12 protein-coding genes are annotated in these 14,925 nt (G+C 65.2%); 7 read left to right on the forward strand and 5 right to left on the reverse strand.

Annotation, left to right across the window (positions count from 1 at the left end; genetic code table 11):
- Nucleotides 1-546 precede the first annotated feature (546 nt).
- The 3 genes from TV39_RS05765 to TV39_RS05775 all read left to right on the forward strand — a co-directional run bounded on the left by TV39_RS05765 (nucleotide 547) and on the right by TV39_RS05775 (nucleotide 5,391).
- A complete protein-coding gene (locus TV39_RS05765; protein WP_043479526.1) occupies nucleotides 547-1,995 on the forward strand; it encodes a polysaccharide deacetylase family protein in 1,449 nt (482 codons plus the stop codon).
- Nucleotides 1,996-2,143: 148 nt separating this feature from the next.
- The gene (locus TV39_RS05770) at nucleotides 2,144-3,949 is read left to right on the forward strand and encodes a polysaccharide deacetylase family protein (RefSeq protein ID WP_235347290.1); all 1,806 of its coding nucleotides are present in this window, start codon (nucleotides 2,144-2,146) and stop codon (nucleotides 3,947-3,949) included.
- Entirely contained in the window at nucleotides 3,946-5,391 is a 1,446-nt protein-coding gene (locus TV39_RS05775; RefSeq protein WP_043479531.1) for a glycosyltransferase family 2 protein, read from the forward strand. Before TV39_RS05770 ends, TV39_RS05775 begins: the two co-directional genes overlap by 4 nt.
- A gap of 133 nt (nucleotides 5,392-5,524) precedes the next feature.
- Here TV39_RS05775 and TV39_RS05780 read toward each other — a convergent pair whose 3' ends face one another.
- On the reverse strand, nucleotides 5,525-6,583 hold the full coding sequence (locus tag TV39_RS05780; protein WP_235347291.1) for a hypothetical protein: 1,059 nt from the start codon (nucleotides 6,581-6,583) through the stop codon (nucleotides 5,525-5,527).
- Nucleotides 6,584-6,981: 398 nt separating this feature from the next.
- On the opposite strand from TV39_RS05780, the gene TV39_RS05785 reads away from it, so the two are divergent.
- The 3 genes from TV39_RS05785 to sufU all read left to right on the forward strand — a co-directional run bounded on the left by TV39_RS05785 (nucleotide 6,982) and on the right by sufU (nucleotide 11,624).
- Entirely contained in the window at nucleotides 6,982-9,669 is a 2,688-nt protein-coding gene (locus TV39_RS05785) for a LuxR C-terminal-related transcriptional regulator (RefSeq protein WP_043479536.1), read from the forward strand.
- A gap of 141 nt (nucleotides 9,670-9,810) precedes the next feature.
- Complete coding sequence (locus TV39_RS05790; protein WP_043479538.1) at nucleotides 9,811-11,142, forward strand: SufS family cysteine desulfurase; 1,332 nt, start codon at nucleotides 9,811-9,813, stop codon at nucleotides 11,140-11,142.
- Nucleotides 11,139-11,624 carry a Fe-S cluster assembly sulfur transfer protein SufU gene (sufU, locus tag TV39_RS05795; RefSeq protein WP_043479541.1) on the forward strand — a complete coding sequence of 162 codons (486 nt, stop codon included), beginning with the start codon at nucleotides 11,139-11,141 and terminating at the stop codon, nucleotides 11,622-11,624. The genes TV39_RS05790 and sufU overlap by 4 nt, the downstream gene beginning before the upstream one ends.
- Here sufU and TV39_RS05800 read toward each other — a convergent pair.
- Complete coding sequence (locus TV39_RS05800; protein WP_011691098.1) at nucleotides 11,621-11,845, reverse strand: helix-turn-helix domain-containing protein; 225 nt, start codon at nucleotides 11,843-11,845, stop codon at nucleotides 11,621-11,623. The two genes, sufU and TV39_RS05800, sit on opposite strands and share 4 nt — an antisense overlap.
- Nucleotides 11,846-12,042: 197 nt before the next feature.
- On the opposite strand from TV39_RS05800, the gene TV39_RS22225 reads away from it, so the two are divergent.
- Nucleotides 12,043-12,180, forward strand: coding sequence for a hypothetical protein (locus tag TV39_RS22225; protein WP_160292483.1), 138 nt, complete (start codon nucleotides 12,043-12,045; stop codon nucleotides 12,178-12,180).
- A 329-nt stretch (nucleotides 12,181-12,509) separates the two neighbouring features.
- Here TV39_RS22225 and TV39_RS05805 read toward each other — a convergent pair whose 3' ends face one another.
- From TV39_RS05805 to TV39_RS05815, 3 genes are read right to left on the reverse strand one after another with little or no spacing between them, the layout of a single operon-like run.
- A complete protein-coding gene (locus TV39_RS05805) occupies nucleotides 12,510-12,731 on the reverse strand; it encodes an SCO4848 family membrane protein (protein ID WP_043479544.1) in 222 nt (73 codons plus the stop codon).
- Nucleotides 12,732-12,735: 4 nt separating this feature from the next.
- A complete protein-coding gene (locus TV39_RS05810; protein WP_043479547.1) occupies nucleotides 12,736-13,233 on the reverse strand; it encodes a DUF2505 domain-containing protein in 498 nt (165 codons plus the stop codon).
- A gap of 55 nt (nucleotides 13,234-13,288) precedes the next feature.
- On the reverse strand, nucleotides 13,289-14,785 hold the full coding sequence (locus TV39_RS05815; RefSeq protein ID WP_144406331.1) for an SDR family oxidoreductase: 1,497 nt from the start codon (nucleotides 14,783-14,785) through the stop codon (nucleotides 13,289-13,291).
- Nucleotides 14,786-14,925: the final 140 nt, after the last annotated feature.

The following is a 14,925-nucleotide window of genomic DNA, read 5'->3' on the forward strand; positions in this document are numbered from 1 at the left end:
CGGCATGCCTGCCGGTGGCCCCTGTGGGCCCGACAAGGCGGGTGTGTACGGGTCCGCAACGAGTACCGAACCGGGTATCGGGCGAGTGGCGTCAGGCCCATCCGGCTCACGCTGAAGGGAAAGACGGGTAGGCACCACTCGTGCCGCCGGGGTCCCCGCTTAATAGGCTTTGGATGTCGGATAGATACAGAGTTCCGGGGGAGAATCGGGTCTCACAATGGGAATGGACGCACCTTTGCGGGCGAAAGCACGCAACCATACCCTTGGACGGCAGTCCGCGACGGCCATGGCGGCAGGAATGCCCAAGCCAGCGGAACCAGCCGGTGACTTCTCTCCCAATTCTGCCGATACAGCTGCCGCGAGGCAGCCAGCCCTGGCGCACAGGCCCGGGGCCCGTGAACGGGGGTCGGTGGCGAACAAGCCTTTGAGACCAAGGCTTCCCCCCAGTCGTCACCGACCCCTTCAAGGTGTCAAACAATGAAGCACTGCGGCCTGGGGGGATCCTCTTGCGGCCGGGCGATACGGATGTAAGAGGGGATATCTGTCATGAGCCAGAGGCATGAACTGCCGGGGGAGCAGGGCGGTCCGCCCGGGCCCGGTTTGACGAGGCAGCGCAAACGGACAACGCTCTGGGCGGTCTCCTGGCTGGCCGGGCTTGCACTTCTGACGGGGTCCGCCGCACTGGTACCCCAGGACGGTCCGGCGCAGGGCCGCGACGCTCAGGGCCCCCTGAAGAATTTTGCGGCACCAGTGGACACCAGCCTCGCGCTGACCACCGTCACACTGACGTTCGACGGCGGCAGGGCCAGCCAACTGGCCGCCGCCCAGACCCTTCGAAGCCATGGATTGCGGGGGACGTTCTTCGTCAACTCCGGCTTCTTGGGGGCGAAAGACTATATGACGGTGGAGGATCTGCACGCGCTCGCCGCGGACGGCAATGAGATTGGCGGCCACACGGCAACGCTCGCCGACCTGACGGCGCTCGAACCTGCTGAAGCCACCCGGCAGGTCTGCAATGACCGGACCAACCTCACTGACTGGGGCTTCAAAGTCACATCCTTCGCGTATCCCTTTGCCGCGAAGTCGCCGGCGGCCGAGGCGATGGTGGCCGGCTGCGGGTATAACAGCGCGCGCAGCCAGGGCGATCTCCGCAGCCGGCTGGGGTGCGCCGATTGCGCCGTGTCTGAAACGGTCCGGCCGGCCGACCCGTTCGCCACGAGGTCGACGCCGGAGATCGGTTCCGCGTGGACCCTCTCGGACCTTCAGCAGTCAGTGATGGATGCCGAAACCACCGGAGGATGGGTGCAGCTGGGATTCTACGACATCGATGACAGCGGCAGCCCGCGATCGGTGAGCCCTGCACTCTTCAACGACTTCGTCGCGTGGCTGGTGACGCGAACGGACGAGGGAACCACCGCCATCCGCACCGTGCACGACGTCGTTGGCGGCGGGGCAAAACCCGCAGTACCGGGACCTGCAGCTCCGCCGGCACCGCCGGGCACCAACGCGCTACGCAACCCGGGACTGGAAACAGCCGGAAAATACGGCCTTCCCGAGTGCTGGCAGGTTTCCTCCTACGGCGAGAATTCACACGTCCTGAGCACGCTGACTCCCGGCCGCTCCGGCACCATCACGCGGCGGCTGGATGTTACCGGCTACGCATCCGGGGACGCGAAGCTGCTGCCTGTCATGGACCTGGGGGCGTGCACACCGAGCGTAGTCCCCGGCCACAGCTACACTCTTCGCGCGTGGTACAGCTCCACTTCATCCACGCAGTTCGAGTTGTATTACCGCAACAAGGTTGGCACCTGGACCTACTGGACAGCCAGCCCATGGTTTCCCGCCAGCGATGCCTACCGGCAGGCTGAGTGGACTGCACCACCGGTGCCGGCAGACGCCGTCGGCATCAGTTTTGGCTTGAATCTGTTCAGCGACGGGGAGCTGGCCACAGATGACTACGAGATGTTCGACACGGGGGCGCCGCCCGCCCCGTAGGCCCCGCCCGTTGCCAGCGCAGAAGCTCCACGGGCTCGAAAAAAGAATCGAGTCGATTCCCATGAAGTTACCAACTTCCGGGCGTTTAGCATGGCAGTTTGACCCTGGCCCCGCACTGAAGGGGATCGGGAGGCGGACGCGGAAGGCTGTGACGGCAGCGGGCATTGTGGCCCTGGCCTTGACCGGCTTGGCTGCGCAGGCATTACCGGCGCAGGCTGCGGCACCCACCGTTGTGTCGTTGACGTTCGACGACGGCAATGCCGACCAGTTGGCTGCGGCCCAGATCATGAACACTTACGGTCTGGACGGAACGTTCTTCATTCCTTCTGGAAATATCAACAATGCCGGCTACATGGCGGTCTCGGATCTTCAGGCCCTCGCAGCCAACGGTCACGAGATCGGCGGACACACCGTGACCCATGCTGATCTCACCACCCTGCCCTCCGACGAGGTCACCCGCCAGGTATGCAACGACCGGGTCAACCTGACCAATTGGGGCTTCCGTGTCACCAGCTTTGCCTATCCGTTCAGCGCAGTTAATAGTGCGGCCCAGACGACCGTAAGAGACTGTGGCTATAACAGCGCACGTGCGCTGGGCGACATTCAGTCCCGCTTTGGCTGCTCGGGGTGCGCCTGGGCGGAAACCGTTCCACCGCTGAATCCGTTCCGCACAGCGGCTTTGGACCAGGTGGACAGCCCGTGGACCCTGGCTGATTTCCAAAATAGCGTGACCAGGGCCGAAAGCGTCGGCGGGTGGGTTCAATTCACCTTCCACCACATCTCGTCTACACCCGGTCCGCTGACCATTAGTCCCACGCTCTTCACTCAGTTCGCATCCTGGCTGAAGACCCGGCCGGCCACAACAACGGTCAAGACGGTGGACCAGGTGATCGGGGGAACTGTAAAGCCTGTTGTCTCCGGCCCGGCACTGCCGCCGCCGCCTTCGAGCGGCAACCTGGTAAAGAATCCCAGCCTCGAGACGCTCGTTAGCGGTGTGCCCCAATGCTGGCAGGCGGCCGGCTACGGCACGAATACACGGACATTCACAACGGTGAGTCCCGGCCGGACCGGATCTGTGGCAGAGCGCCTGGTGGTGTCAGGCTACGTCAACGGCGATGCTAGATTGCTGCCGTCCCTGGACCTCGGCGGATGTTCGCCGGCGGCAACGCCCGGGCACACATACAACTTAGGCGCTTGGTACAAGTCCACCGCCAACACCCAGTTCGCGCTCTACTACCGGACAGGGCTCGGGTACTGGGTCTACTGGACTTCGAGCCCGTGGTTCGGACCCGCCACGACATTCCAAAGAGCCAGCTGGACAACCCCCGCCCTGCCTTCCGGGGCCAGCGGTATCAGCTTCGGGCTTAACCTCTTCAGTAACGGGACGCTGACCACGGACGACTACGAAATGACCGACACCGCATCGTCCACGCCTCCGCCTCCGCCACCGCCCGCCGGTACGAACCTGGTGCAGAACGCCAGCCTTGAAACCGCGGGAACAGGCACAACGCCGCAATGCTGGCAAACAGCAGGGTACGGCTCCAATACGGCCTCCTTCAGTACCGTCTCAACCGCCAGGACCGGGACAAAGGCAGAACGCCTGGTGATGACCAACTACGTCGACGGCGACGCTAAACTCCTGCAGACACTGGACTCCGGTTCATGCGCACCGCCGGCGGTCGCCGGCCACACGTATTCGCTCCGCGCCTGGTACACCTCGACGACGGTGACCCAGTTCGCCGTCTACTACCGGAATTCTGCCGGAACCTGGGTGTACTGGACATCAAGTCCGTGGTTCGCTGCCGCCGGTTCCTATACGCAGGCGAGCTTCACCACCCCCGCGTTGCCCTCCGGCGCAACCGCGATCAGCTTCGGGCTGAACCTCTTCAGGAATGGCACGCTCATCACGGATGACTATGCCATGTACGACACGATTGGAGCGCCGTCGCTGTGATAGCCGTATACATCGTCCTTGTCCTTGGAATTAGTACGATCTTCTGGTCATTCGTAGGCTTGTTGCGACTGGCCAATGAGCAGTACACCCGCCGGATCACGCTGGGCCCGCCACTCAGCGGGCGTATGCTCGGGCTCCTGCAGCGCTGGCCGATGGCCAACCGGATCGGCCATGGCGTCCATGGCGCCCACACGTTGCCGGCGCCGCGGGCACACCGGGGTCAGATCCAGCGCGAGCATGGCCGCCACCGGGCCAGGGACCCCAGGATACTGCCCGCAAATGTTGCCGTGCTCATAGCTGCGCACAACGAAGCCCTGGTCATCAGGGAGACTATCCGGGCCGCCTCGGCACTGGTGCCGATCAGGAACATCCACGTGATCTCGGACATGTCCACCGACGACACCTCAGCGATTGCCCGCGCCGCCGGGGTCAAAGTCCTGGATCTCGAACCCAACAGGGGGAAAGCCGGCGCACTGGCCGCGGGGATCGCCTATTTCGAGCTGTGCCGGAAGTTCAAAGTAGTGATGCTGCTTGACGCGGACACCCGGCCCACCGCGGATTACCTGGAGACCGGGCTGCCGCTCTTCCTTGATCCCTCCGTGGTGGCCGTGGCCGGCAGGGCAAAGTCCATCATGACGCCGCCGGCACCCACGGTGCTGGGCCGATTCCTGGTGGCCTATCGGGAACGCCTGTACATCGTGGTGCAGCTGCTGCTGAAATACGGCCAGGCGGCCAGGGGCGCCAACGTCGTCTCGATCGTGCCGGGCTTCGCCAGCATGTACCGGACAAGCGCCCTCGCGAAAATCAAGGTGCTGGCGCCGGGGCTGGTCATCGAGGACTTCAACATGACCTTTGAGATCCATGCCAAGAAACTCGGACGGATCGCGTTCCACCCCTCGGCCGCTGTGGCCTACACCCAGGATCCGGACAACCTGCAGGACTACACCAGGCAGGTCCGGCGTTGGATCCTGGGCTTCTGGCAGACGGTCCGGCGGCACCGCCTGCAGGCCGGTAAGTTCTGGTTTGTGCTGGTCTTCTACATCATCGAACTCGTTGTTAGCTGCCTGTTCTTCGTGTTGTTGATCCCGGTCTTCCTGCTCTCGCTGGTGGCGTCCATGCAACTCCAGGCCTTCGGTGACAACGGCGAGTCGTTCCTCTACCTGTCCGGACTCATGCGTCCGCAGGACGTCCTCCTGGGTGTCCTCATTCCGGACTTCCTGCTCACCGTGATCGCGGCTCTGGCCCTTCGCCGTCCGGGCATCCTGCTGATGGCTCCTTTCTTCCCGCTCATGCGCATCCTCGACTCCGTCATCTGCCTCATGGTGCTGCCCCGGGCCTTCTCCGCGGCCTCATCGGGCGTGTGGGTCAGCCCGATGCGGCGCATCCAGGGTGAAGGCCTTGAGCTGGAAGAGGCAACGGCGGGTGCCGGCATCACCCGATAGTGCAGAAACGCCCCTTCCGCCGGACACTGTGGTCGCGGAAGGGGCGTTTCTTCGTACAGGGTTCCTGCGTTCAGGGTTTCTGCTTACAGGGTTTCTGCTTACAGGGGTTCTGCTTACAGACGCGTGCTGCTTTTTACCAGCTGACACCCGAGGTGGTTTCGACGTTCAGCCACGGCCCGGCGGGAACATTTGCGCGGTCAACAAACCTCCACGAGACGTGATCGCCACTGCCGTCCAGTTCTGCGAAGCCGAGGCAGCCGTTCAGGGCAGGGGAAACATCCATTCCTGCGCCCTGCGTGCCGTCGGCGGAGAAATCGGTGTTTGCGGGGCGCGCGTCGGCGGCACCAAAGACGTAGTTCGCGTCATGGTACTCGGACCCGCTGGAAGGACCGGCGTCCTCAATCTGTCCGTAGCACACGTTGCCGTTCGGACCGGTCATCTGGACCCACCGGTTCTTCATGTACGAATAGCTGCCGTCCGCGCAGTGGTCGACTCCCGTGGCGGCGTTGTCCGCGGCGGCCCAGGGGATGACCTGGCAGCGCTGCTGGAACGCGACGCTGTCATTGACGTCGTCGTAAGGCAGGTCAAGGTAGAACGGGTTCTCAAGCGGCGCGGGCTGGTTCTTGGGGAAGTACCCGTTGGAGGCATCGCGTGCTTCCGTGGCGCAGGTGAACGAGCTTCCCGAGCCGGAGCTCACACCATCGCACCCGCCGTAGATGCTGCCGGGGCAGCCGGAAGCGGTGGCGGAAGTAGTGCCCGCGTTGACGCCGGTGTGCTTGAAAGCCCACTGGCCGTTGTACGTCGAGCAGACCTGGGAACCGTCTGCAAGGTTGGCGTTGAAGATTTCGCCTACCCAGAAAGTGGTGCTCACGACGTTGGTGTGCAGCGGGTACTTGCTGGCTGACGGAGCGGCTGCGGGCGCAGCTGCTACGGGCTCAGCTGCGGCTACCGCCAGCGGTGCGGGGGCCGCGACGGCAGGTTCGGGTGCGGAAGCCGCGGCGGGCGCAGGTTCCTCGACAGGGGCGGCAGCCGGCGTCGAACTGGGTGATGCCTTCGGCGTTACCTGCGATGCTTGTGCGCTGGCTGACGAAGGGCTGGCAGAGGCCGACGGGCCGGGCGCCGATTGGGCGGCGCAGCCTGCGGTCAATACTCCGATGAGGAGGATCAACACAGCCATGATGGGCGTGGTCATGTGTTTCATTTTTTGGGATACATATCTGTTGGGGACATTAACAGGGATGGCAGGGGCCCAAAGAGGGCACGCCAAGCACGGGTCATGACCGCCAGATCGGCGCAGCAGTGGCCGCGCCCAGAATCGATGCTGATAGTGAAATCAGCTGAGCCGCTTACTCCCCAGAAGCAGCCAGCGGGACCGTCACGAGACCCGTAGAGACCGTTAACACCCGCTCCACTTTACACGGATGCCTGTGAGTAGCCTGAACGGGCCTGTGAGCAACGGTCCGGCATTTTCGAGTAGTCACTACTCACGCCAGCGCGAGGGGTAGCTAGGTAGCGTAGGAGGTGCTAATGCCGGCATGGTTGGGGGCGGTCCGGAACTCCACGCTCCGCGGCTAAGGAAGCGACGCAACCATGAACGTTAGGGCAGGAAATTCATCTTTCCCCCCGGTCATTCGTGAGGCCGAACTGCGGGCCGCCATCAGTGCGCTCTGCGGTTCGGAGAGTTCCGGCGTCATCGTTACGGGCGCTGCCGGCTCGGGCCGGACCATGCTCCTTGCCGCTGCGGCGGAGGAGCTCTCCGGACAGCTCACCGTCATGGTGCACAGCATTCCCCGGTCCTGCCGCCGGATGAAGTTCGGCATCGGCAGCGTGCTGGCTCCGGCGTTGCCCGCGAATGCCAAAGTGTCACCCCTGAACATCGTCCGGGCATGCCGTGATGCACTCCGCAGCCAGGACCCGGGGGCGAACGGAATCCTGGTGGTCCTGGACAACGTTGACCACCTGGACGGAACATCGCTGTGGGTCCTGAACCAGCTCCTCGCAGAACCGGACATCAGGATGCTGGCGAGCCACCGCTCCGACCGGCAGCTGCAGATGGAGCTGATGGAATCTGTGGTGGCCCGGCAACTGTCCATCGTGACAATGGAGGAGCTGACACCGGACCAGCTCCGGACGTTCCTCGAGCACCGGCTCCCCGCCCGGCCCGGCCACGCACTGGTGCGCGACATCCACGCCGCCTCGGGCGCCAATGCGCTAACGGCCAGTTGGCTGGTGGACGAAGCGTTGGCCGACGGCCGGATTGCGGAGCGGGACGGCGCCTGTACCCTGGTCCGGCCGCTTGAGCCGGTGGAAGTGCGCCAGTTCGACCTTGCCCGCAGGCGGATCGAAGGACTTCCGGCAGTGCAGCGCCAGGTGGTTGACTTCCTGGCCGCCGCAGATCCGGCTCCGCTGTCAGGCCTCGCCCGGGCCGTGCCGCCGGACGCCCTGGCCGCTCTGGAACGGCGCAACGTCATCCGGCTCCAAATCAGGAGCGACGGCGGGGCCGACGTCACCCTGAACCACGAGGTCGAGGCCATCGCCGCGCGGCATTATCCGGGCGGTGCAGGGCCGCTGGACCTGCACACCGAAGTGCACCTGCGCGGCTGGGGGCACGGCGCCTCCGGGCGGGCGGGGGAGGAACCGCTGTGGGATCTCTTTCGGCGGGTTGATGCCGCGCTGGATGCCGGCACCGCGGTGGCGGACCTGGACCTCCTGGCCGTGGCAACCATCGCAAACAATCTCTATGACAGCGACCGCGCCCTGAAGGCAGCCGAATCGGTCAAGGCACCGGAACTCCAGCTGATGGCGCAGACGGAAGCGGCACGGGCGCTGTTCCATTCCCACCAGTACGGCCGGAGCGCCGAGGTTCTGCGAGGCGTCGTGGAGACCACCCCGGCAGTGCTAAGCATCGAGTTCGCCAGGGCAGTCGGACTGCTCCTCCAAGCACTCATACCCATGAATCCGGGCCGCAGCACACTTGAATCCGTAGTGGACGGTGCAAGGCGGCGGCTGACCATGGCGGCCGCCGCCTCCGTAGGCGATACGGCCGCCGAGACATACCAGAATGCCGTCCAGGATGAGCTGGACGTCCTCCAGCTCTATCTGGAATCGCGGGAGGGAAACTGGCCCAGCCCCGACGGGGAGCTCTTCCGCCGGCTTTGCCCGCCCGGCTTCTGCGACGACGGCGGTCCGGGTCCTGAGGACTCGCCGGGTACCCACGCAGGCATCCTGCTTCTGGCGCTGGCCTCACAGGGCCTTTCCGCGCGCGGGAAGTCCGCGGACGCCGTCGAGCTTTCCACCCGGGCGCTTAACGCCGTGGAGCGCCTGCCGCGGTGCAGCGTCGACTTCCACTCCACCGTGCTGACCATCCATGCCTCCAACCTGACTCGGATGGGGGAGGGCCCCGATGCCGGGAGGTCGGACAAACTCCACGGGCGGAACAAATGGATGACTTACCCGGGCGGACCGCTGCAGCTCTTCCGGGCCATGATGTTTTGCCGGCGGGCTGCCGGGAGCGCCGACGAGCGCACGTCCGGGGGCGCGGCCGCCGGGACCACCGGGGACCCTGACGACCTGCTGGCACTCACCCTGGGCGCGCAGGCCACGGCGGAGTGGCTGTCCTGGGACCTGGCGCAGCTGCGGGGCCCCGGCTATGCCCCCGCTGACGACCGGGCGGAGGAACGGTCGGCGGACCACCAGGCAGCGGACGGCCGGGCAGCGGACGGCGGCGTCGCGGCCAGACTGGCTGAAACCTACGCCTCGGTGGCGCGTCCGGCCGTTACCGGTGCAGCCGGTCCGCCCCAGCGGACGCCCCGAAAGCCGGCCATGGCAACAGGAGGCGGCAGGGGCCGCAGGGCACGTGAACTGCTGAACCTTGGAGCCGCGGCAAGGCCGGAAGGGGCGGTATTTGAACAAACGGCAGACGGGCCGCCGGACTGGCGGTGGTCAAGTGACGGGAACAGCGGGCCGGAGCCCGGCGGCACGCAGGACTGGCTGTCCGATGGGCCGGACAGCGAACCGGCGCGCCGGACGCGCGCCGGCCACCGCGCCCCGTCCGGCAGGAACGGACCGGCTGCTGATGCGGCCAAGCTCTCCCAGCGGGAGCGTGAAGTGGCGGTGCTTGTTGTCACCGGCATGGGGAGCGCACGCGTGGCGTTGGAACTCGGGATCGCCGTCAACACCGTGAACGCCCATCTGCAGCGGATCTACGGCAAGCTGGGGGTATCCCGCCGCCAGGAACTGGCTGAACTCTGGAATAGCCTGGACAACACCGGGCAGTGACAACACCGGGCACTGACAACGCGGGCGGAACCGGCGCCGGGCAATAGTGGGACAATTGAGGAGTAGCACCGCGGACGCAAGCGGTGTGCCTGCCCGTAGCGGAGAGCCGCCGGCAGGTCTTGCCTATCAAGGAGCTCCAGTTTGGTCATGGTATCCACTCCCGCTACCGCAGACACCCAGGTCGGGCTAAGTGATGTCGAAGTGCTGCGGATCCGCAACGACTTCCCCGTCCTGGACCAGGAAGTCAACGGCCGGCCCCTCGTCTACCTGGATTCCGGTGCCACATCACAGAACCCCAGAAGCGTGCTCGAGGCTGAACAGGAGTTCTACGAACGGAGGAATGCCGCGGTGCACCGCGGTGCCCACCACCTTGCCGTCCAGGCCACCGACGCCTTCGAAGACGCCCGGGCCACCGTGGCGGGATTCGTAGGCGTGGCGGAGGACGAGCTGGTCTGGACGGCCAATGCCACCGCCGGACTCAACCTCCTCGCGTACGCGTTCTCGAACGCAAGCGTCGGCGCAGTCCGGGGTGACGCCGCCCGCTTCGCCCTCGGCCCGGGCGACGAGGTTCTGGTCACCGAGATGGAACACCACGCGAACCTGATTCCCTGGCAGGAGCTCTGCCGGCGCACGGGTGCCACCTTGAAGTTCATCCCCGTCGACGACGACGGCGCGTTGCGGCTTGAGGAGGCGGCGCGGCTGGTCACCGGGCGCACCAAAGTCCTGGCGTTCACCCACGCGTCGAACGTCCTCGGAACCATCAATCCGGTGTCCGAGCTCGTCGGTCTGGCCCGGGAGGCAGGTGCCCTCGTTGTGCTGGACGCCTGCCAGTCAGTGCCGCACCTGCCCCTGGACTTTAAGGCGCTGGACGTGGACTTTGCTGTTTTCTCCGGGCACAAGATGCTGGCGCCCACGGGGATTGGCGGCGTATACGGGCGGCGGGAATTGTTGAACGCCATGCCTCCGTTCCTGACCGGGGGCTCCATGATCACCACTGTGACGATGGAAAAGGCCGAATACCTTCCGGCGCCCCAGCGGTTCGAGGCCGGCACCCAGCCCATCTCGCAGGCGGTGGCGCTCGCTGCCGCCGCCAGCTACCTGCGCGAAACCGGCATGGAACGCATCGCCGGCTGGGAAGCGTCCTTGGGCCAGCGGCTGGTCACCGGGCTGAGCGCCATCGACGGAGTCCGCGTCGTGGGGCCCGGGGCAGGCGTGGAACGGCTCGGCCTGGCCGCCTTCGACGTTGCCGGCGTGCACGCGCACGACGTCGGGCAGTACCTGGACAGTATGGGTATCGCGGTCCGGGTGGGTCACCATTGCGCCCAGCCGCTCCACCGTCGGCTGGGCCTGACCGCCACCACGCGGGCGAGCACGTACTTGTACAACACCACCGACGAAGTGGACCTCCTGCTGGAGGCCGTGGCCCAGGTCAGGCCCTACTTCGGTGTCGCGGGCGCGGGGGCATCCAAATGAGCACCCTGGATGCGATGTACCAGCAACTGATCCTGGAGCACGCAAAAGCGCGCAGCGGGTCCGACCTTACTCCTGATGAAGCCACGGCCATGCCTGACCAGGCGGGAGTGGGGCAGTGCCATCAGCTCAATCCGGTCTGTGGCGACGAAATTACGCTGCGCCTGGAACTGGAGGCTGCCGGAAACCCGCCGTCAGTGAAAGGAATCCGCTGGCACGGTGACGGCTGCGCCATTTCCATGGCCTCGGCTTCCATATTGAGCGAGCTGTCCGAGGGGGCGTCGCCGGACGAGCTCAGCGAAATGATCGACCATTTCCGGGAGCTCATGCGGTCGCGGGGCCGGCTGGAGCCGGACGAGGAAATCCTGGGTGATGCGGCGGCCCTGGCGGGAGTGGCAAAGTACCCGGCCAGGGTCAAGTGCGCCATGCTGGCGTGGGTGGCTGCCGAGGACGCGCTGCGGCAGGCCGTAGCCACCAGCCGCTAGGTCTTGCCGGCCTCCGGATGCTCGTCGTCCGCGAGCGTGGAATGGTGCTGGACGTAGTCTTCGATGGCGTGCTCGGGGACCCTGTACGAGCGGCCAAAACGCACTGCAGGGAGGTCGTGCGCCTTGACGAGGCGGTACACGGTCATCCGTGACAGCCGCATGACCTCTGCGACCTCGGAAACGGTCAGGAAACGGGTATTTGAAAAACCTTCAGCGGCCACTGTTCTCAGCTCTCCTGGGACGTAGTTCAATCCTGAGGACGTACTTCAATCCTGAGACAAACGTCGCTGAGCCGATCGCCGATCTTATGGCTACTTTATGGCATGGTGAGCTTGATGTGAAGAGCGCGCCGCAATGGGGATAAAGACAAGTAGTGACTACTCTAGTGGCGTGGAGGCAGGGCCAGTAGCGTCTATATATGGTTGATATCCAGGACGAAACTGAATGGCGGCAGACGCAGCACAGGATTCACAGGGCGGAAATTTTCTGCGTTGTAGCCCTCGTGGTGCTCACCGCACTCACGATCATTGCCGGCTATTCCGACTTCGTCCGGTAATTCCGCAGGAAGCGTTGACCGGCCGCCGCAGAAAATAGAACTCCGACAGGTGGGGACCCGCCGGAGTTCTGGTTATGGTGCCGAAAATTCGAATATTAGTGGGGAAAAACAACTATTACCCACGCGATAAGCCCCAATAGGGTGAGTGCGAAATACAACGACCAGTTTCTGCGGTCGATTTTACGGTGGCTTCCGTGCCAAACCCGTTCCATATCGTTCGCGTCCATATCAGGAATTTACGGCTTATCACATTCAGATAACAGCGTGTCCTCCACCTCATTTAGGCCCCCTCCTACTCCATTTGCCGCGGCTGCTACTCGAGTGGTCGGCTAACCGATCATTCCGGCGATGCCGATCGCTGCCGTAGCGGCGCCGAGGACCATCGAGATGGACACCAGGACCACGTGGACCGTGAGGAACCGGGTAGCTTTGCCGGCCGCGTCACGGGCGCGCGGGTCCTTCATGACCCGCTTGAGGAACTGGGGCCAGACCACCAGGGACCAGACACCGGCAACGATCAGGACCCAGGCCAGGGCAACGGGAAGCTGCACGGCGTTAGTGGCTTTCCAGCCAGGCCTGCGCCTGCTGTGACTGGATATTCAGGGCCTTGCCCACCATGGGCTCGGCAGCATCGGCAATCTTGCCGCCCAGGAACGGGACCGAGGATGTGACGTTGCCTTCAAGCTCAACGCGGGTGCTGCCGCCCTCGGCCACCAGCCGCTGTACCGCGGTGACGTCCAGCGGGGCGCCTGCGATCTTCAGGCTGATGTTGCTCTGCCGTGAGCCGTCGGCGGCAGGGGCCTCCCAGGTCTCGAGCTGGGTGACGGTGAGGCTTTCGCCCACGAATTTGCGGGCAATTTCCGGCAAACGGGTAGTGGGCAGCGTGCGCACCGAGGTGGTGCTGAAAGCGCCGGCAACATCGCCGTCGACCTTGAACGATTCAAGGGTTCCGCCCACCAGTTCACTGGTGTGACGCTGGAAGTCCTCATTGGCGAACACAGCCGTTACGCGGTCAACGCTGTGCGGCAGGGTGGTGGAAGCACTCAGTGCCATTGTTCCTCCATGTGGGTTGGGGGTATGGGGGCATCGGTTTTTTGCCTCCCACATCCTATGTGGTGGACCCTGCAGACTCCGATTCGGCTTCGGCCAGCTTTTGCGCGGCGGCAGTGATGTTGTGTGACATGGCGGGGAAAATGACGCTATGAAACGGCAGCACGGCGAGCCAGTACAGCTTGCCGCTGAGGCCCTTCGGGAAGAAGATGGCCCGCTGCCGGTAGCGGCTGCCGCCGCCTTCCGGTTCCACCGACAGCTCCAGCCATGCCCGGCCGGGCGCCCGCATCTCGGCGCGCAGCCGGAGCAGGCGGCCGCGGTCGATCCGTTCGACCCGCCACCAGTCCACTACCTCGCCCTCGGCAAGCAGGTGCGGGTGCCGCCGGCCGCGCGCCAGCCCCGCACCGCCCGTGAGCTTATCCAGCCAGCCGCGCACGCTCCATGCCAGTGGCAGCGAATACCAGCCGTTGCGGCCGCCGATGCCTTCGATGATGGTCCAGACGTGTTTCGGGTCCACCGGGCTGGAGTAGCTTCGCTCGTCGACGTACACCCGGTGCCCGGCCCAATCCGGGTCGCTGGGGAGCGGGTCGGCGTCCGCACCGGCGCTGGCCCAGGTCGTCTCCACCTGGGCGTCGCGTTCCTTGCCCAGGGCGAGGGCCACGGCGCGCCGGTACGGTGTCAGGCCGCCCTCAGGCAGCGGAATGTAGTCGTCGATGTCGTGCTCGCGCGCCACGGCGTCGTGCTGGAGCGATTCGACGAGCGGCAGCGACATGGACAGGGGGATGGGCGTAGTCAGTGCCACCCACATGCCGGCCAGTTTCGGTGCGGGAATGGGCAAAGCAAGCACCACGCGGTAGGGCAGGCCGGCCTCGGCGGCGTACTCCTTCATCATGCCCGCGTAGGTGAGGACCTGCCGGCACCCGATGTCGAAGGTGCGGTTAATGTGCCCTTCCAAGGACGCTGCGGCAACGAGGTAGTACAGCACGTCCCGGACGGCGATCGCTTCGATCCGGTTCCGCACCCAGCTCGGCGCGGGCATGAGGGGGAGGGTCTCTGAGAGGTGCCGGATCATCTCGAAGGACGCCGACCCGGATCCGATCACCACTCCCGCCTGGAACACCACTGCGTCCACCGGACTCGCGAGGAAGACCTTGCCCACGGCTTCGCGCGAGCGCATGTGCGTTGAGAGTTCCGCGCCTTCCGGGTGCAGGCCGCCAAGGTAGACGATTCTCTCCACCCCGGCGTCCTCTGCCGCCTTCGCGGCGGTTTCCGCCATGGCCTTCTCTTTGGCTTCGAAGCCGGCGCCGGTGGCCATTGAGTGGACCAGGTAGTAGAGCACGTCGACGCCGTCCAGCGCCCCCCGGAGCATGTCGCTGTCGTCGAGGCTGCCCTGGATGACCTCCACCTTTTCCAGCCATGGGACGCCGGCGATCTTCGCCGGTGTCCGGACCACGACTTTCACCGTGTGCCCGGCTTCGAGGAGGCGGGGGACCAGCCGGCCGCCGATATAACCGGTGGCACCGGTGACAAGCACGGTTTTCGGGATGCCGTTCATGTGGATCTCCTTGGAACGAAAGCGGAGTGCGTCGGTGCACAGCCAGCTTAGCAATCCAAGTTTTTCCAAAGGCCGGTCATCAATGCTGGGGCCATTCAGGGAACCGAGCGACCACGTTGAGGGGGGAGCCGGTAGGAACT

The organism is Arthrobacter sp. SPG23 (assembly GCF_000876655.1).
Taxonomy (GTDB): domain Bacteria; phylum Actinomycetota; class Actinomycetes; order Actinomycetales; family Micrococcaceae; genus Arthrobacter.